Source organism: Dyadobacter sp. BHUBP1 (genome assembly GCF_050587785.1).
Lineage (GTDB): Bacteria > Bacteroidota > Bacteroidia > Cytophagales > Spirosomataceae > Dyadobacter.
This window is the reverse complement of the sequence record NZ_JBOBIH010000008.1, coordinates 194,190-211,365: the sequence shown is the minus strand read 5'-3', so window position 1 is coordinate 211,365 and position 17,176 is coordinate 194,190. Positions and strand designations below refer to the sequence as shown.

At 50.2% G+C, this 17,176-nt stretch carries 14 protein-coding genes; 9 read left to right on the top strand and 5 right to left on the bottom strand.

Annotated elements, in window-relative coordinates:
* Window positions 1–6 precede the first annotated feature (6 nt).
* Both ACQ4MZ_RS26085 and ACQ4MZ_RS26080 read right to left on the bottom strand, forming a co-directional pair.
* A complete protein-coding gene (locus ACQ4MZ_RS26085) occupies window positions 7–474 on the bottom strand; it encodes a MarR family winged helix-turn-helix transcriptional regulator (RefSeq protein WP_430850092.1) in 468 nt (155 codons plus the stop codon).
* Between the two features lie 144 nt (window positions 475–618).
* On the bottom strand, window positions 619–1,866 hold the full coding sequence (locus tag ACQ4MZ_RS26080; protein ID WP_430850090.1) for a peroxiredoxin family protein: 1,248 nt from the start codon (window positions 1,864–1,866) through the stop codon (window positions 619–621).
* A 140-nt stretch (window positions 1,867–2,006) separates the two neighbouring features.
* On the opposite strand from ACQ4MZ_RS26080, the gene rsmH reads away from it, so the two are divergent.
* From rsmH to mraY, 5 genes are all read left to right on the top strand, one after another.
* Window positions 2,007–2,924 (top strand): 16S rRNA (cytosine(1402)-N(4))-methyltransferase RsmH, encoded by a 918-nt coding sequence (gene rsmH, locus ACQ4MZ_RS26075; protein ID WP_430850088.1) that lies wholly within the window; start codon window positions 2,007–2,009, stop codon window positions 2,922–2,924.
* A gap of 275 nt (window positions 2,925–3,199) precedes the next feature.
* On the top strand, window positions 3,200–3,613 hold the full coding sequence (locus ACQ4MZ_RS26070) for an FtsL-like putative cell division protein (RefSeq protein ID WP_106595648.1): 414 nt from the start codon (window positions 3,200–3,202) through the stop codon (window positions 3,611–3,613).
* A 20-nt stretch (window positions 3,614–3,633) separates the two neighbouring features.
* Window positions 3,634–5,778 carry a penicillin-binding protein gene (locus tag ACQ4MZ_RS26065; RefSeq protein WP_430850085.1) on the top strand — a complete coding sequence of 715 codons (2,145 nt, stop codon included), beginning with the start codon at window positions 3,634–3,636 and terminating at the stop codon, window positions 5,776–5,778.
* 6 nt (window positions 5,779–5,784) lie between these two features.
* Complete coding sequence (locus tag ACQ4MZ_RS26060; RefSeq protein WP_430850083.1) at window positions 5,785–7,260, top strand: UDP-N-acetylmuramoyl-L-alanyl-D-glutamate--2,6-diaminopimelate ligase; 1,476 nt, start codon at window positions 5,785–5,787, stop codon at window positions 7,258–7,260.
* A gap of 71 nt (window positions 7,261–7,331) precedes the next feature.
* A complete protein-coding gene (gene mraY / locus ACQ4MZ_RS26055) occupies window positions 7,332–8,546 on the top strand; it encodes a phospho-N-acetylmuramoyl-pentapeptide-transferase (RefSeq protein ID WP_223400721.1) in 1,215 nt (404 codons plus the stop codon).
* Between the two features lie 147 nt (window positions 8,547–8,693).
* Here mraY and ACQ4MZ_RS26050 read toward each other — a convergent pair whose 3' ends face one another.
* Complete coding sequence (locus tag ACQ4MZ_RS26050) at window positions 8,694–8,978, bottom strand: hypothetical protein (RefSeq protein ID WP_291200882.1); 285 nt, start codon at window positions 8,976–8,978, stop codon at window positions 8,694–8,696.
* 101 nt (window positions 8,979–9,079) lie between these two features.
* Between ACQ4MZ_RS26050 and ACQ4MZ_RS26045 the strand changes: the two genes are divergently transcribed.
* Genes ACQ4MZ_RS26045 through ACQ4MZ_RS26035 form a run of 3 tightly spaced genes read left to right on the top strand, consistent with a single transcriptional unit; the run spans window position 9,080 to window position 11,614 of the window.
* Window positions 9,080–11,017 (top strand): GDSL-type esterase/lipase family protein, encoded by a 1,938-nt coding sequence (locus ACQ4MZ_RS26045; protein ID WP_430850080.1) that lies wholly within the window; start codon window positions 9,080–9,082, stop codon window positions 11,015–11,017.
* A gap of 37 nt (window positions 11,018–11,054) precedes the next feature.
* Window positions 11,055–11,318: a DUF4160 domain-containing protein gene (locus ACQ4MZ_RS26040; RefSeq protein WP_291200876.1), complete on the top strand. Its 264-nt coding sequence runs from the start codon at window positions 11,055–11,057 to the stop codon at window positions 11,316–11,318.
* Entirely contained in the window at window positions 11,318–11,614 is a 297-nt protein-coding gene (locus ACQ4MZ_RS26035) for a DUF2442 domain-containing protein (RefSeq protein WP_223400718.1), read from the top strand. Before ACQ4MZ_RS26040 ends, ACQ4MZ_RS26035 begins: the two co-directional genes overlap by 1 nt.
* Here the strand turns inward: ACQ4MZ_RS26035 and ACQ4MZ_RS26030 are convergent.
* Together ACQ4MZ_RS26030 and proC are read right to left on the bottom strand one after the other, a co-directional pair.
* Window positions 11,611–12,522 (bottom strand): DUF1338 domain-containing protein, encoded by a 912-nt coding sequence (locus ACQ4MZ_RS26030; protein ID WP_430850077.1) that lies wholly within the window; start codon window positions 12,520–12,522, stop codon window positions 11,611–11,613. The two genes, ACQ4MZ_RS26035 and ACQ4MZ_RS26030, sit on opposite strands and share 4 nt — an antisense overlap.
* A gap of 86 nt (window positions 12,523–12,608) precedes the next feature.
* Window positions 12,609–13,412, bottom strand: a complete 804-nt coding sequence (gene proC, locus ACQ4MZ_RS26025) for a pyrroline-5-carboxylate reductase (protein WP_430850075.1) — start codon at window positions 13,410–13,412, stop codon at window positions 12,609–12,611.
* Window positions 13,413–13,727: 315 nt separating this feature from the next.
* On the opposite strand from proC, the gene ACQ4MZ_RS26020 reads away from it, so the two are divergent.
* A complete protein-coding gene (locus tag ACQ4MZ_RS26020) occupies window positions 13,728–17,150 on the top strand; it encodes a DUF2126 domain-containing protein (RefSeq protein ID WP_430850073.1) in 3,423 nt (1,140 codons plus the stop codon).
* The last annotated feature ends 26 nt before the right edge of the window (window positions 17,151–17,176 follow it).

Below are 17,176 nucleotides of genomic sequence, written 5' to 3'. Positions count from 1 at the left end.
TGATGGTTATTCCAGATCTTCGGTGACCTCACCGGCTTTGAGCTTCTGGTTCTCTTCTTCCACCAATCGGTTTATATCTTTAATGACGTCAAAAAACACGACCAGCTTGTCCAGAGGTATTTTATCGCGGATCATCGTGTTGAAGGAAATCACGCCCTCGCGCGCCAGCTCACGTTTCTCTTTGCCCAGTTCGGTAAGCACAATGCGGACGAAACGCTTGTCATCTTTACTCACTTCCCGGCGAATGAGGCCCTTTTCTTCGAGGTTTTTCAACATGCGTACCAGGCTGCGCGGCTCCATACCGAGCAAAGGCGCAATTTTTGTGGCCGGAGTACCGTGTTCGATGTCGATATTCAGGAGCACATACCCAACGGCCATTGTCGTGTCAAAACGGGCAGCATAGGCGTTGTACATCCGCGATATGGAATGCCAGGCCCATTTGATCTGGAAATCGATTGTTTTTTCCTTGCGCATCGTTTCAAAAAGCTATTGGTATCAGATAATGCCCTTGTCACAAATGTAAGCAATGTGCTTACTATTATGCAAGCATACTAATTTGTGGTCAATAAAAAACACACCGCCTCGTAATGCGACGGTGTGTTGCTATACTTTGGCCGATTACTTTTCGCTGATCAGCTTATCCATCAGGGTATTAAAATCGGCCACGAACTCGTCGTAATAATGGCCGGTGCCTGGACCGTTGAAGCCGGTATGTATCTCGCGCACTTTACCGTACTTGTCGATGAAAATAGTGGTCGGGTAGGACATTACTTTGTTCAGCATCGGCAATGCCTTCGCTGTGGAAGCATCTGAACTGGTACCTGCAAGTACTACCGGATAGTCGATACCGAAGCGGTTTACCATCTTGTCGATTTTAGGATTGGCGATCTCGGGATTGTCGTTGCGCTCGAAGGACAAGCCTATAATCTCGACGCCCCGGCTCTTGTTCTTTTTGTACCACGGAGCGAGGTAGTTGGTTTCGTCCATACAGTTGGGGCACCATGAACCCATAATCTGGATAATGACGGGTTTGCCCGTGAAACGAGGATCTTTCAATGTCCAGGTTTTACCTTTGGTGTCCTTTAATTCAAAGTCGACGCTTTTGAAGCCTGGTTTGAGGAAGGTCATTTTGGTAGCGTCCGGCAACTTGGCATTCGGGTCCGGCTTGGCGGTCCAGGTTTTGAATGCTTTCACGCCCGACCATTGGTTGCCTTTCAACGTCCCGTCCGGCTGAAAGCCTGCTTTGAAAAGCATGGCAAATGAGCCGTCGAATGTGGATAAATAGAGGCTGTCGCCGTTGACGGAGCCGGTCAGGAAACGGTAATCGCCCGTTGGGGTGAGGAACGAGCCCGTTACGTCGGTGCCTTGCTGCATGAAGTTGCCTACCGCAATAGTTTCGTCACCGGTGGCCGGGTTTTTAAAGGTAGTGGCCCATTTGCCGCTCACGTTACGGGAACTTTTGGCTTCGCCTTTTTTGAAAAACTTATAATTTTCACCCTGCTCGGCTTCAAAAGGCAACGAGCCCGCCACAGCGCCGTTGGCATAGCGATAGTAAGTGCCTTTTAACTCGTCACCGGACGATTTGGCGATGATCTTCGCATCGAACATCATCATCGGGATCACGAGTGAGTCGTTCTGGAAATAGCTGCTGTCCATTTTAAGCTTTTCCGTTCCGTTAATGATGTGCACGGTGAGCGTTTTGCCGTCGGGGTTTTGCGAAATATCGAGTATCAGGGGCAGCTTCTGCTGGTCGCGGGTGAGCGTAGCGCGCCAGATGCCCGATTTTACGGGAGTGTTGGAGAATGCCTGGAAACTGTTGATGAAGACAAAAAATGAAAGTATTCCAAACGATAACAGGAGTCTCATATTCAATTATATGGTGTTTAAAGACATTAGTGGTGCCAAAATTAATTCCCCGCGCGGGCATGATTCCTACGCTTGAAAATTGCTAAGTTTGTAACTGCCGGATTGCCGGAAATAGTTCCTCAGTACATTGCTTTTAACAAATGGATTCGCCTAGTACCTACCACGTTCCCGTCATGTTGTCCGAGTGTCTGGAAGGCCTTCAAATACAGCCCGATGGCATTTATGTCGACGTTACTTTCGGTGGCGGAGGGCATTCCAGGGCTATTCTCGAAAAATTGACGACCGGGCGCCTGCTGGTTTTCGATCAGGATCCCGACGCTGTGGCCAATGCGCTGGAATTTAAGGATGATCCACGATTTACATTCATCCCCGCCAATTTCAGGCACTTGAAACGTTACCTGAAACTGAATAAAGCACCCCAGGTGAACGGCATCCTGGCCGATCTGGGCGTTTCGTCGCACCAGATCAATACGCCCGAGCGGGGGTTTTCTACCCGTTTTGACGCCGACCTGGACATGCGCATGAACCCCAATACAGAGAAAACCGCCCGTGAAGTGCTCAAAACGCGCTCGGCAGGGGAATTGCAACGCATCCTGGGTATGTATGGAGAGGTGACCAATGCCCGCACCGCCGCCGAGGCGATCATTGCCGCCAGATACAATACGCCCATCGAAACCGTTAATGACCTGAAAAGCATTCTCATGCGCTACGCGCCCAAACATCGCGAGAACAAGTATTTCGCGCAGGTGTTCCAGGCGCTGCGGATCGAGGTGAATGATGAGCTGGCGGTGCTCGAAGAGTTTCTCACGCAGGTACCCGAGGTGCTCGCTCCCGACGGCAGGCTGGTAGTGATGTCGTACCATTCGCTGGAAGACAGGCTGGTGAAAAATTACATTCAGAAAGGGAAGTTTTACGGAGAAGTCGAGAAGGACTTTTATGGCAACGAGATCAAACCGCTGAAAAGCGTCACTCGCAAGCCCATCGAAGCCACTGCGGGAGAGGTAGCCGTAAACCCGCGCGCCAGAAGTGCGAAGTTGCGCGTTGCCGCGAAGGCTTGATGGTGCCGGGGTATGATGTTGTCAGTGTGGTCAAGAGTAGTCAGGTATTGTCGTTTGTAGTCAGGTGTGGTCAAGGGTTGTCATTGATAGTCAGGTGTTGCCAGAGAATAGTTAATGATATTTGAGAGAGAATTTTTTACCGCGCGGCGGGCCGCAACAAATGACAACACTTAACAACTCCTGACAATACATGACTACACCAGACAACACTTGACCACAAATGAAAATCTCCTGACTAAACCTAAGCGCACAAAATACTTAACGTAACGTTACGCATGGCTGAAAATAGAAAACGCCCAAAGCCGGTGCCGCCCAAGCCGCCCAAACGGAAGCGGGAATATTCGTTGTTCAACTGGCTGAACAAATTTTTGCCGCTCGATAAGGTTTTCGGCGAGAAACTGCCGGGCCAGGAAGAGCGTTTGCCGGTGAAATATTTTTACTATTTCGGATGGGTGATCATTTTGCTCGTCGCTTATGAGCGGATCGGATTCCAGTCGGAGGACTATGTGCGGAAAAGCATTAAGCTGAAAAAGGAAGTCGACGACCTGAAAGCGGAATATACCTCCATTCATGCCGAATATGAGCGGGCCGGGAAACAGTCCGTGGTAGTGGAGAAAGTTCAGGCCGAAGGGTTGGTCGAGAATTTGACCCCGCCCAAGAAAATTATTTTAAAAGAAGACGAAGAATAGCCGTTTTTTCTCAACGCCTCATGAAAAACGAAGTCGAAAGCGGTCAGAACAATAAAAAAGCACTGATCAACCGGGCCCGCCTGGTCGGTTGGATGCTGTTCGTATTGGCGATCATGGTTTTTGTGAAGCTGATACGGGTGCAGTATTACGATACATTCAAAGGTAAAACGTGGGCCGAATATTCTGAAAAGAACGACCTGAAACTGGACACGATCCCGGCCATGCGCGGGAATATCTATGCGAGCGACAACAGTTTGCTTGCCACCTCATTGCCGTATTATTATGTAGGTTTTGATACCAAAGTCGCCGATTCGGCCTATTTCTACAACCACATCGACGAACTGGCGTCGCTACTCGCCAAAAATTTCAAGGAAAACACGGCCGAAGGCTACAAGAGCAAGATCATGCGCTATCGCGTGAGTAAAAGCAAGCGGTATCTGCGTCTGAAAAGCAAGGAAATCACGCATCTGGAACGCGAGCGACTCAAAAAATGGCCGTTTTTTGCCAAAGACCGTAAAGGCGGTGGCGGCAAGTTCGAGACGATCTACAAACGCTACAAGCCATTCAGTCCAATGGCCGACCGAACGATCGGCGGCATCGATCCGAAAAGCGGGCGCGGGTACATCGGCCTGGAAGCCAGTTTTGACAAACAACTCGAAGGAAGGCCGGGTATCGGCTGGGTAGAAAAAGTGGAAGGAGGCCTGAAAATTCCCGTGGGCGACGCATTGAACGTGCAACCTGCCGCAGGTAGGGATATTTACACCACGCTCGATATGAACTACCAGGAGCGTACCGAGATCGCATTGCGCCGGAAGCTGCTCGAGATGGACGCGGATTTCGGTTCGGTGATTATCATGGAAGTGGCTACGGGCGAAATCAAGGCCATGGCCAACCTTACCAAGCGCGGTCCTGGTAAATATGAAGAAGTTTTCAATTATGCATTGGCAGGCAGCAACGATCCCGGCTCCACGTTCAAGCTGGCGACGATGATGGCCTTGCTGGAAGAAACGCATATGGACCCCGACCAGGTGACGGTAAACACCGGTAACGGCGCTATGAAGTTCCGCAACCACGTTATCCGCGACGCCCACCGGGGGGGCTTTGGTACCATTACCGCTTCGCAGGTTTTAGAAAAATCTTCGAACATTGGTATTGTGCAGCTGATGCAGCGGTATTTTGCTAACAAGCCCGATAAATACCTGAGTTATCTCAAGCAATTCCACCTCACCCAGCCGACAGGCATTCATATGAAAGGTGAAAAGCCGCCGTTGATCCGCGATCGCAAATCGAAACAATGGAGCAGTTACTCGATGTACTTCATGGCGCACGGCTATGAAATGCAGATGACACCTTTGCAAACGCTGGCATTCTACAATGCCGTGGCAAATAATGGTTACTGGGTGCGGCCGATGATCGTGCGGGAGATCAGGAATGCGGAGGAAATCGAAGATAAAATCCCGCCATATGTGGAGGAAAAGCCGATTGCGTCACCTGAAACGATCCGGAAAGTGAAGAAAATGCTCGAAGGCGTGGTGAATGCAGGTTTGGCCAAACACATTAAAAGTGATTTGTACCAGATTGCCGGGAAAACCGGTACGGCGCGAAAGTTGATCAACGGGGTTTATACCGAAGGCAAAAACTACACCTCATTTGCAGGGTATTTCCCCGCGGATAAGCCGAAATACAGCTGCATTGTGATCATCGACAATCCAAAAAGCACCGGTGCCGATTACACCCGTTACGCCGGAAGCGTGGCAGCTCCTGTTTTCAAGGAAGTGGCCGACCGCATTTACGCCTATGACGTAGCCATCCAGAAACCGGTGAAGGATTCCATTCCTGAAAAATCAGAAGATGTGAAATGGGCGGGCTCTACCAGCGACTTGAATGTCATCAGCAAAACATTGAACATGACGCCGGCACCTGAGGAAAGCGAATATGCCGCGGCATCGCTCTATAAGAAAGGTAAAACCAAATGGAACCCGCGCGAAGTCGATTCGCGCGATGTGCCGAACCTGCAAGGCATGTCGATGCGCGATGCTTTGTATTTAATGGAGAACAAGGGCTTCAGGGTAACATTCAAAGGCTCTGGCAAGGTGGTGGAGCAATCGCTGCCGCCGGGCAGCAATAAATCAGGAAGCAAGACAATCCTGCTTACATTACAATAATCCTTCATGGAAAACGAACAAGTGCTGAGCGGCCTGCTTGGCGAAGTTAAAGGGGCCATTATCCATGGCTATGCCGACGTTAAGGTCAAAAATATCATCCTGGATTCCAGAAAAGTAATGCCTGGAAGCCTTTTTGTGGCGTTGCGCGGCACACAGGTGGATGGTCACCAGTTTATCCACACAGCCACCGGGCTCGGTGCGACCGCCATATTGTGCGAGGAATTGCCCGAAAGTGTAAGGGAAGACATTACCTACATTCAAGTTGAGGACTCCGCCTCGGCCATGGGATTGATCGCCGCCGCATTCTACGGGCATCCTTCCAAAAAGTTAAAACTCGTGGGAGTAACCGGTACCAATGGGAAAACCTCGGTGGCGACATTCCTCTTCCAGCTTTTCCGGGCATTGGGCTATCGCTGCGGATTGTTGTCGACGGTCCAGAACCAGATCGAAGACGAGGTTATCCCTTCCACACATACCACGCCCGACGCCGTTGCATTGAATGCATTGCTGGCTCAAATGGTCGCCCGGCATTGCAGCCACGTGTTTATGGAAGTAAGCTCGCATTCTGTGGCGCAGCACCGTATTACCGGGTTGCATTTTGCCGGGGGCATTTTTACCAATATTACCCACGATCACCTCGATTTCCACAAGACGTTCGATAACTATATCAAAGCTAAAAAGGGCTTTTTCGACGCGCTGCCCAAATCTGCATTTGCATTAATTAACATCGACGACCGCCGGGGCAATGTGATGGTACAAAACACCAAAGCGCGCGTTGAAACCTATTCACTGCAAACGCTCGCGACTTTCAAGGGCAAGATCATTTCGGATACGCTCGCGGGCATGCACATGGAGATCAATAACCAGGAAGTGTGGTTCCGCGTGATCGGTCGATTTAATGCCTATAATCTGCTTGCAGTATATGGTGCAGCGGTGCTTTTGGGCGAGAAGGAAGAGGCCGTTTTGACAGAACTTTCCAACCTGAAAAGCCCTCCGGGCCGTTTCGAACAGTTCCATTCTGCGGACCATATCGTTGGCATTGTGGATTACGCACACACGCCCGATGCCCTCGAAAACGTGCTCGAAACGATCACGCATTTGCGGCAGGGGAATGAGCAGGTGGTGACGGTAGTAGGTTGCGGCGGTAACCGCGATGCCGAAAAGCGGCCCAAAATGGCGGAAATAGCTTGCCGTTATAGTAACCGCGTGATTCTGACGTCGGATAACCCGCGTTTTGAAGACCCGATGGACATCCTCGACCAGATGCGGAAAGGCGTGCCGCCATTGGATTATAAAAAAACAACCGTGATTGAAGACCGCCATGAGGCCATTTTGAAAGCCGGACTGGAAGCGGCACCTGGCGACATTATCCTGATCGCCGGTAAAGGACATGAAAATTACCAGGATGTGAAAGGTGTTAAACACCATTTCGATGATAAGGAAGTGCTGATGGAAGTGTTCGCGAAACGGGCGGGCAATTAAAAATCACTATGCTTTTGGCGTAGTCTATTAAAAAAACCAATTTTGCAGCCGTCATCCCAACACGCTTTTTCATGCTCTATTATCTCTTCGATTATTTAGACAAACAATTCAACATTCCCGGGGCCGGGGTATTCCAGTATATCTCGTTCAGGGCATTAGGGGCGACGGTTTTGTCGCTGTTTATTGCTGCTGCCTACGGAAAGTCGATCATAAATCTGCTGCGGAGAAAACAAATGGGCGAGTCGATCCGTGACCTTGGGCTGGCAGGCCAGATGGAAAAAGCGGGAACGCCTACCATGGGTGGTTTTATTATCCTTGCGTCGCTGCTGATCCCCGTTTTGCTGTTTGCGAAATTGAGTAATGTCTACATCGTTCTGCTGCTCATTACGGCTGTCTGGACAGGAGGAATCGGGTTTTTGGATGATTATCTGAAAAAATTCAGGAATAACAAGGATGGACTGGCGGGGCGTTTCAAGATCGTCGGCCAGGTAGGCTTGGGACTGATCGTCGGTATTACGCTTTCTTTTAACGATAATGTCAAAATACGGGTCTATGACCAGCCTGTGCTGAGTTCCAGCCTGGGCGAAGTGCAGCGTTACCGCGACATTATCCATCCGACGGTAACGACCATTCCGTTCATCAAGAACAACGAATTCGACTACAAGGCGCTGCTTTTCGGCTGGCTGCCCGAAGAATATACCTGGGTTATCTACACCATTATTGCGATTTTCATCATCACCGCGATTTCCAATGGCGCCAATATTACCGACGGTATCGATGGCCTCGCAGCGGGTGTGTCGGGTATTATCGCATTGACGCTCGGCGTGCTGGCCTATTTGTCGGGTAACACAAAATTCTCGCAATACCTGAACATCATGTACATCCCCAATTCGGGAGAGCTGGTAATATTCTGTGCGGCGTTTATAGGGGCCTGTGTCGGGTTTTTATGGTACAATGCGTACCCTGCGCAGGTATTTATGGGTGATACGGGCAGTTTGATGCTCGGAGGGGTGATCGCCGTGGTAGCGCTGGCGATCCGCAAGGAATGGTTGATCCCGGTCATGTGCGGGATCTTCATTGTCGAGAATGCGTCGGTGATATTGCAGGTCAGTTATTTTAAATACACCAAAAAGAAATACGGGGAAGGACGAAGGATATTCCTGATGTCACCGCTGCACCATCACTACCAGAAAAAAGGCATTCACGAAGCGAAAATTGTAACACGCTTCTGGATCGTCGGTATCATTTTGGCAATTTTGACATTGGCTACGTTAAAGTTACGATAGAGGGGAGAAAAGGGATTCTTTTAGTCGACCCTTGTCTTGTCCCTTTCCTCCTTCCTCCCTTTCCTCCATCTTCCCATCAACCAAAAAGCTCCAATTCATGCGAATCGGAGCTTTTTGCGGTTTTTAGTCTGATGATATCGGGGTAATTTATTCTCTTAGTTCAAGTAACATCTCATCGGTGATCTTGTTCTTTTCTTTGAAATCTGCGACGGTTTCGGTGAAAGAGTTTTGAAGGTTTTCCACATTCTGGAGATTTTTATAGACACCGTCGTAAATCTCGTTCAATGACTTGTCGAGGTTCTGGACGTTGACATTCATGTTTTCTGTTTCAATCTGACCAATCTTCTTGATCACGGCAGTCTCGCTGTTTTTCAAATCCTCGATCTCACGCAGGATTTTCTCCATGGTCTTAAACTTTTCGATCTTATCCATAAGTCTTTTTCAAGATTGTTTTCGGGTAAATGTTTTAAAATATCATACCAAAGCAAATGTGCCCGGCGGTAAAACGGCGGAAAAATGTGCTTTTGAAAACTATGAAAAAGAAAAGATTTGCATTGCTTCTGATGGCGGTATTCACGCTCTCAGCCCTCAATATTTCAGCTCAAGCCCCCGAAAAAACGACCCACTGGAAAGGTTTTGAAAAGGTAGAATTCACGTTTCAGGGCCGCAATGCGTGGTATGTGAAACCTAAAAAGGCGATTGACGGCAACCCGTGGGTGTGGCGGGCACATTTCCCCGCGTGGCACACCGATATGGACAGTATTTTGCTCACTCGAGGATTTCATGTGGCGTACGTCAACACCAACGACATGTTCGCCCATCCGAAAGCGATGCAGGTGTGGGACGCTTTTTACGATTACCTCGTAAAAGAAAAGCATTTCGCCCCGAAGGTGGCGTTGGAAGGTGTGAGCCGTGGCGGGTTGTATGTGTACGGCTGGGCGAAACGTAATCCCGATAAAGTAAGTTGCATTTACGCCGAAGCACCCGTCGCCGATCCGAAAAGCTGGCCGGGCGGCAAAGGAAAGAGCAAAGGCTCGCCCAAGGATTGGGAAGCGTGGAGGCAAATTTTTAACCTGACGGAAGAGCAAACCAGCAGTTTCACTGACATTCCATTGAACGACCTGGCCGGTTTAGCTTCCTACAAAGTGCCAATCGTGCATGTGGTAGGCTTGAAGGACGAGCTAGTACCCGTAGCTGAGAACACAGATCTGTTAGTAAAAAATTACCTCGCATTAGGCGGGCCTGTGAGCGTGTATCCGATGACGCGCGGCGAGCAGACGCTCGAAGGCCACCATTTCCCGATCGAGCATCCCGAATTATTTGCCAATTTTATGGAAGAAAACAGCGTACCGGTTCAAAAGCCGCTGCTTCACACGCCGTACATTACGCTGAACAAAGGCCTGGGTAATGCATTTGAGAAGTTCAGGACCATGAAGAAGGGCACGGTTGCATTCCTCGGCGGTTCTATTACTCACAACCCCGGCTGGCGCGACAAAACTTCCCAATATTTGCAGGAGCATTTTCCGGAGACTGAATTTACATTCATCGCTGCAGGCATTCCATCGCTGGGCAGCACACCGCATTCGATGCGTTTCAGTCGCGACGTACTCGCCAAAGGAATACCCGATTTGCTTTTTGTGGAGGCGGCCGTGAATGACCGGGGAAATGGTTTCAGTGAAAAGGCACAAGTCAGGGCATTGGATGGTATTTTAAGGCAAATGTATGCCGCTAATCCCAATGCGAATGTGGTGATGATGGCCTTCGCCGAGCCGAAAAAGAATGACGACTACGATGCGGGCAGGCAGCCTGTGGAGGTAGGCGTGCACGAGCGCGTCGCGAAATATTATGGCGCTGTTTACATTAACCTGGCAAGAGAAGTATACGACCGTATTAAGGCCGGCGAATTCACCTGGAAGTATGATTTTAAAGATTTGCATCCGTCTCCCTACGGGCAAGAAATCTATGCCCAAACCATCAAGGAAATGCTGAAAATGGAATCTCCTGCCACTGGTGCTATAAAGCTTCCCGCTGCGATGGACCGTTTTAGCTACGAGAAAGGGAGCTACCATAAGCTGGAAGAAGCTAAAAATCTCAAAGGATTCACGCTCAATCCCGACTGGAAACCGAAGGTGAAGTTCTCTACCAGGCCCGGATTTGTGAATGTACCGATGCTGGTCAGCGAAACCGCCGGGTCTTCGCTGGATTTCGAATTCAAAGGGCGCGGCGTCGGAATCGCCATCATTTCAGGTCCGGACGCTGGCAAAATCACCTACACCATCGACGGCAAAAAACCGCAAACGCTCGATACCTACACGCCTTGGAGTAACCAGCTGCATTTACCCTGGTATCTCATGCTGGCCGATGAATTATCAGCAGGTAAGCACAAGCTGCATTTGACGATTTCAACGGAGAAAAATGAGAAGAGTGAGGGGAATGCGCTCCGGGTTGTGCATTTGCTTGTAAATGAGTAAATAGCATGCAGTTTTCACACACTAAAATGGATATGATATGCCTGAAATCTCGCGCTTTTTCGGAATCATTATTTACATGTATTTCAAAGATCATCTGCCGCCGCATTTCCACGCAGAATATGGGGGCCAGGAAGCACAATTTTCGATCGAGACGGGCAATGTAATTGTCGGAGATTTGCCTCGTAAACAGGTTAGGTTGATTCAGGCGTGGGTGGAACTTTATAGGGATGAATTGTTTTTGAATTACGAAGAGTCCCAGAAGGATAATGGAAGGCTGCGAAAGATCAGGCCACTGCAATAATGAATCCGAGAATTAAAGAAATATTGTCAATCGAGCCGTTTGTAATCAAGGCACTCTGGACTGATGGAATCGTCAGATCGGTCGATTTCGGCAGTTTTCTTCAAGAATATGCTGAAAAAGAAGGAAGCATTTTCAAGAAAATTCTCGATAGGAATACTTTCAAGCAGGCTCAAACCGACGGGCGTACGATCTACTGGGATGGATTAGCAGAAATGGTCGATTATGATGGTAAGATCATTCCTGCGCCGCTCGATTTCTGCCCGGACGTCCTTTTCCAAAACTCAACTCCGGCCTAGCGCCCCGTCTGCGTAGTATAAGTACTCTCAAAAATCTTATCCGCATTCCCGGCTTCGAAACCATCGCGGCGATGTTTTCTTTTGACTTGGCCGGCCGGGAGATCGGCAAAATCCGCCAGTACCTTCCGCTCCGCAAATTCCACATAAGAGCCGGAAATGCGCAGCTTTTCGCCATTAGCAAACTCCGCATCCAGCATTTCCGCAACGGTAGCGCTTTGCAGTAACCCACCATCAGGGCTTACTTTGATTTTACCGCCCGAAGTGTTCAGCTTAATGCCGTGCTTTTCCAGGAAATCATTAAACTGCGCGACGGTGTTGTAGCCTTCCGGCAGGTTATGAACGCTGATCGTAAAATGGTTGAGGTAATAGCGGTTGTAAATCACCCATGCCGCATATTCGCTTTCTTTAAGCAGCGACTGGTAGTCCGAAACTGTCGGTGTGCGCCACAGCGGCTGGTGCAGGAATTCGTCCACGGCTTCGCCATTGTCAAGGTCGAGGGAATCGACGGGATCCCTGGTAACTTCGTCGGTGTAGGAGCGGATGATACGTTGGCTCTCAGGTGAAAGGTCGCCTACGCGGAGCTCGCTCACGAAGATGCGCGGATCGGTCTCCCGCGGCGGGGCGTACCACCAGGCGTCGAGTTTTTTACCTTCAAAAAAATAATGGTCGCGTTTTTCGTAGCCGTAATGCAGGAATATTTTCTCGAAGGATTGTACACCCAGCTGAGGTACGCCCATTGTACGGAATGCGATATGGTCGTTTTCAATATCGTCAGCCCTTTTAACGACGCCATCCGCTACCATCGCGTCGAGGATAATGCCCACGTCGGGCACGCGCTCTTTGTAGCGGCGCATTAATCCGTTCAGAACAATATCAAGAGTGGCGAGTTTGCTGGCTGATGTTTCCATATTTTTTGAAGTCTGATGATTAGTGTAGTTTGAGTGTCAGCCTGACCGGAGAAACCGTCGGACAGCCTCGCGATCAAGCTGATAATCTATCCTTTCGACAACTCTGCCGATCGCACCTGCGCGGCAAAAATGCCTTTTTCAAGCGTTTTATCGAGTTCACCGGCTTCAAACTGGCGCAATGCAGCCTCGGTGGTACCGCCTTTGGACGCTACCGCCTTGATCAGGTCGTCGAGCGATTTATCGGCGGTGTTGATCAGGTGATAGGAGCCTAACATGGTTTGTTTCACCAACAATGCAGCCACGTTTTCCTCGAAGCCCATTTGCTTGCCGGCTTCGATCATCGCTTTTACGACATAAAAAAAGTAAGCCGGACCGCTGCCGCTCAATGCCGTCACCGCATTCAGTTGTTCCTCGTCTTCAAGGAATACCGACCGGCCGGTCGCATTGATGAGGTTTTCTATTTTGCGTAATTGATGAATATCCACTTCCGGTGATGCAGAATAAGCAGTAATGCCCATTCCCAGCATTGCAGGCGTGTTAGGCATCGCGCGGATCACCGCTTTGTGGTCCAGCGCATTCTGAATGCCTTCTATCGTGACACCAGCCATAATCGACAATACTACCTGGCTGGGCTTGATGACTTCTTTGAGGGCGCCGGCTACCGAAAGGAAATCCTGCGGCTTCACTGAAAGGATGATCAGGTCGTATTCGCCGATCTGCGGTCCGATCACGCCCGTGATCACGCCCGGCTGGAAGCTCGTGAGGCTGTCCATACGGTCGGTGCTTTTCTCAACCAGTAAAAAGTCCTGGTTTTTGACGAGGTCAAATTTCAGGAAGGCGCGGGCGAAGGCCATACCCATGTTGCCGCAGCCGATGATAGCAATTTTCATTTTTGGACTAAACTAATGGTATTGTAAGGATTTTGGCGAATGTCGTAACTTTTAAGGAATTATCTGTCCTGCGCGAGCTTGCAGATTAATTAATGATGAATCCGACCGGGAAGCGGCATGTTCTTTGTCACACTCCTTAGCTTTGCGGATAATAGAAGGGGACTGAGCAGGATGAAGAAATATTTAAAAAAATAATATTCTGCTTTGGTGATTTACTCCTGCTATATATTTTGAAAAATAAGCGCAAAGCATTTGTTTAGAATTTGATATGTCCCTGCTTGCCAAATTATCTAATTTTATTGTAATACTCCTATTATGGCTATAAAAGTTGCTATTTCGCACAAAACAAGATATAAGTTCGACCGGAGTGTTTCACTTTCACCGCATATTTTCAGGTTGCGTCCTGCGCCGCATTCGCGCACACCGATCGAGGGCTATTCACTGAAAATTACGCCCGAAAATCACTTCATCAACTGGCAACAAGACCCGTTCGGAAATTACCAGGCGCGGGTTGTTTTTCCCGAAAAGGCAACAGAATTGAGCATCGACGTGGAGGTGATCGCGAAAATGCAGGTGATCAACCCGTTCGACTTTTTTGTGGAGGATTATGCGGATAAATATCCTTTCAAATATGAGGCGACCCTGGAAAAGGAGCTGGGGCCTTACCTCGAACCGCGGGAAGCAGGACCGCTTTTGATGGATTTTATTCAAAAACTGAATATTCAACAGGATATCAAAACAGTCGATTTCCTGGTGTACCTCAATCAAGAACTGTACAAGGCCATTAATTACAACATTCGCATGGAAGCGGGCGTGCAGACCTGCGAACAGACGCTTACGATCCAAAGCGGATCGTGCCGTGATTCGGCGTGGCTGCTCGTGCAGATCCTGCGGCATCTGGGCATCGCGGCGCGGTTTGTGTCGGGCTACCTGGTGCAGCTTACTTCCGATATCAAGTCGCTCGACGGGCCATCCGGGCCTGAAGCCGATTTCACCGACCTTCACGCGTGGACGGAGGCGTACGTGCCTGGTGCGGGATGGATCGGTCTGGACCCGACTTCCGGACTTTTTGCCAGCGAGGGGCATATTCCGCTCTGCTGCACGCCGGATTATGCCAGCGCAGCTCCGGTTTCAGGTGCTACCGACGTTGCAGAAGTGACTTTTGAATTTGATAACAAGGTTTTCCGCATTCACGAAGACCCGCGCGTCACCAAGCCCTATTCCGAAGAACAATGGGCGCAGGTGATGCAGGTAGGTTATGATGTGGAAAAGGATTTGCAGGAAAACGATGTCCGCCTCACGATGGGTGGCGAGCCTACCTTCATTTCCATAGATGATTACGAATCGGCCGAATGGAACACCGCTGCCGACGGGCCATTGAAGCGGCAGTTGGCCTATGATCTTTCGTTGCGGCTTAAAAACCGCTTTGCACATGGCGGACTGCTGCATTTCGGTCAGGGAAAATGGTACCCGGGCGAGTTGTTCCCGCGCTGGCAATATGCCTTGTACTGGCGGAATGACGGTGTTCCCATGTGGAAAAACGATGACTTGGTAGCCAAAGAGGGGGAGACGAAATATACATTCCGCGATGCAGAGATTTTTACAAATGAACTGACCAAGTACTTGGGGATCGATACCAATAACATTACACCGGCCTATGAAGACCCTGTTTACTGGGCCATGGAAGAAGGTAAGCTACCGGTGAATGTCGACCCATTGAAAGTTAATCTCAAAGATTCCGTCGAACGCAGGACACTGGCGAAATTGCTCGAAAAAGGCTTGAATAACCCTGCCGGATTCGTGATTCCGGTCAAATGGGAGGAAAGCGGGAAGCATTGGGCGAGTACTGCCTGGCAGTTTCGCCGGGGTAACTGCTTCCTGATTCCCGGTAATTCGGCGATGGGCTACCGTTTGCCGTTGAATTCCTTGCCTGAAATCGCCAAAGAGCGGCGTGAGCAACCGATAGAGCGCAGCCCGTTCGAGGATTTGCCTGCGTTGGCCGATTATCAGCCTATTGTGCAGGCCCGCTATGGTTCCGTGGCGCCGGCCTATGAACTGCCTTTAAATGTACAGCCGGTTGACGAGGAAGAGGATTCAAAGAAAAAGAAGGAAGAAGCCCGAAATAACCTGCTTTTCGACGTCCCGGTGATTAAAACCGCACTTTGCGTCGAGGAGCGCGACGGCATTATCTACGTATTCCTGCCACCGACCGATTACCTGGAACATTACCTCGATCTGATGGCGTCCATCGAAGCCACTGCCGCGAAGCTGAAAATGCCGGTGCGGATCGAAGGATATCCGGCACCATCGGATTACCGGGTGCAGAAGCTGATCGTTACGCCCGACCCGGGAGTAATCGAAGTGAATATCCACCCTGCGAAAAACTGGCAGGAACTGGTAGATAATATCAGCGCTTTATATGAAGAAGCATTCTTCTCCCGACTGGGAACTGACAAATTCATGGTCGATGGCCGGCACACCGGTACGGGTGGCGGTAACCACGTCACCATTGGAGGTGCCAAACCGGCCGATAGCCCGATATTGCGCCGCCCCGACTTGCTACGCAGTCTTTTGACCTACTGGCAGCACCATCCGGCATTGAGTTACCTTTTTGCCGGTCCGTTCATAGGCCCTACCAGCCAGGCGCCGCGCATCGACGAAGGCCGCGACGAGCGCCTTTACGAGGTTGAAATTGCATTTGACCAGATCCCCGAACACGGCGAAGTGCCTTTCTGGATGGTCGATCGCATTTTCAGGAATTTATTGGTGGACATCACAGGCAATACCCACCGATCCGAGTTTTGCATGGATAAACTGTATTCGCCCGATTCGTCGAGCGGGCGGTTGGGTATTCTCGAATTCCGGGCATTTGATATGCCGCCGCACAAGCATATGAACCTCGTGCAGACGCTGCTCATACGCGCGCTCATCGCGAAGTTTTGGAAAGAACCTTACAAACATAAACTCATCCGGTGGGGCACCGAGCTCCACGACCGCTTCCTGCTGCCGCACTTTGCCTACCTCGATATGGTGGATGTCGTGAACGACCTGAAAGCGGCAGGCTACAACTTCGATATTTCGTGGTTCGACCCGTTCTTCGAATTCCGCTTCCCGCATTACGGCGGTATTACGGTCGACAATATTCAGCTGGAATTGCGCCTGGGCATCGAGCCGTGGCATGTTTTGGGGGAAGAACTGTCGAATGCGGGCACAGCGCGGTTTGTGGATTCGTCGCTCGAAAGGTTACAGGTAAAAGTGAGCGGTTTTGTGGAGGGAAGGCATATCCTGGTCTGCAACGGCTGCCGCGTGCCGCTGCGGAGCGCGGGGATTAAAGGCGAATATGTGGCGGGCATCCGCTACAAAGCCTGGAACCCGCCGTCGGCATTGCACCCTACTATCGGGGCCGATGCGCCTCTGGTTTTCGATATTGTGGATACCTGGAATAACCGTATATTGGGTGGCTGTACCTATTTCGTTTCGCACCCCGGCGGGCGCAGTTTTGATACTTATCCGGTCAATGCATTCGAGGCCGAGTCGCGCAAAATCAGCCTTTTCCAGGGATTCGGACATACGCCATCGGCTACCCGCGAGGTGCCGGTGGTGGAGAAGACGGCTTCGGGCGTTTCCCGGTTTGTAGCCGAAACGAAAAAGGAAATGCGCAGCGACACCCCGATCGAACTGATCAATCCGGAGTATCCCAATACGCTGGATTTACGCAAATTCTGGAAATCGCGATAGATTTGCAGTATAACCCTGACATTGAA

Excerpts from the sequence above, each read along its gene's own strand:
- ACQ4MZ_RS26065 (WP_430850085.1), top strand. The coding sequence starts at position 3,634 with ATGAAAAACGAAGTCGAAAGCGGTCAGAACAATAAAAAAGCACTGATC.
- ACQ4MZ_RS26040 (WP_291200876.1), top strand. The coding sequence starts at position 11,055 with ATGCCTGAAATCTCGCGCTTTTTCGGAATCATTATTTACATGTATTTC.
- rsmH (WP_430850088.1), top strand. The coding sequence starts at position 2,007 with ATGGATTCGCCTAGTACCTACCACGTTCCCGTCATGTTGTCCGAGTGT.
- ACQ4MZ_RS26060 (WP_430850083.1), top strand. The coding sequence starts at position 5,785 with ATGGAAAACGAACAAGTGCTGAGCGGCCTGCTTGGCGAAGTTAAAGGG.
- ACQ4MZ_RS26080 (WP_430850090.1), bottom strand. The coding sequence starts at position 1,866 with ATGAGACTCCTGTTATCGTTTGGAATACTTTCATTTTTTGTCTTCATC.
- ACQ4MZ_RS26020 (WP_430850073.1), top strand. The coding sequence starts at position 13,728 with ATGGCTATAAAAGTTGCTATTTCGCACAAAACAAGATATAAGTTCGAC.
- proC (WP_430850075.1), bottom strand. The coding sequence starts at position 13,412 with ATGAAAATTGCTATCATCGGCTGCGGCAACATGGGTATGGCCTTCGCC.
- ACQ4MZ_RS26030 (WP_430850077.1), bottom strand. The coding sequence starts at position 12,522 with ATGGAAACATCAGCCAGCAAACTCGCCACTCTTGATATTGTTCTGAAC.
- ACQ4MZ_RS26035 (WP_223400718.1), top strand. The coding sequence starts at position 11,318 with ATGAATCCGAGAATTAAAGAAATATTGTCAATCGAGCCGTTTGTAATC.
- mraY (WP_223400721.1), top strand. The coding sequence starts at position 7,332 with ATGCTCTATTATCTCTTCGATTATTTAGACAAACAATTCAACATTCCC.
- ACQ4MZ_RS26085 (WP_430850092.1), bottom strand. The coding sequence starts at position 474 with ATGCGCAAGGAAAAAACAATCGATTTCCAGATCAAATGGGCCTGGCAT.
- ACQ4MZ_RS26045 (WP_430850080.1), top strand. The coding sequence starts at position 9,080 with ATGAAAAAGAAAAGATTTGCATTGCTTCTGATGGCGGTATTCACGCTC.
- ACQ4MZ_RS26070 (WP_106595648.1), top strand. The coding sequence starts at position 3,200 with ATGGCTGAAAATAGAAAACGCCCAAAGCCGGTGCCGCCCAAGCCGCCC.
- ACQ4MZ_RS26050 (WP_291200882.1), bottom strand. The coding sequence starts at position 8,978 with ATGGATAAGATCGAAAAGTTTAAGACCATGGAGAAAATCCTGCGTGAG.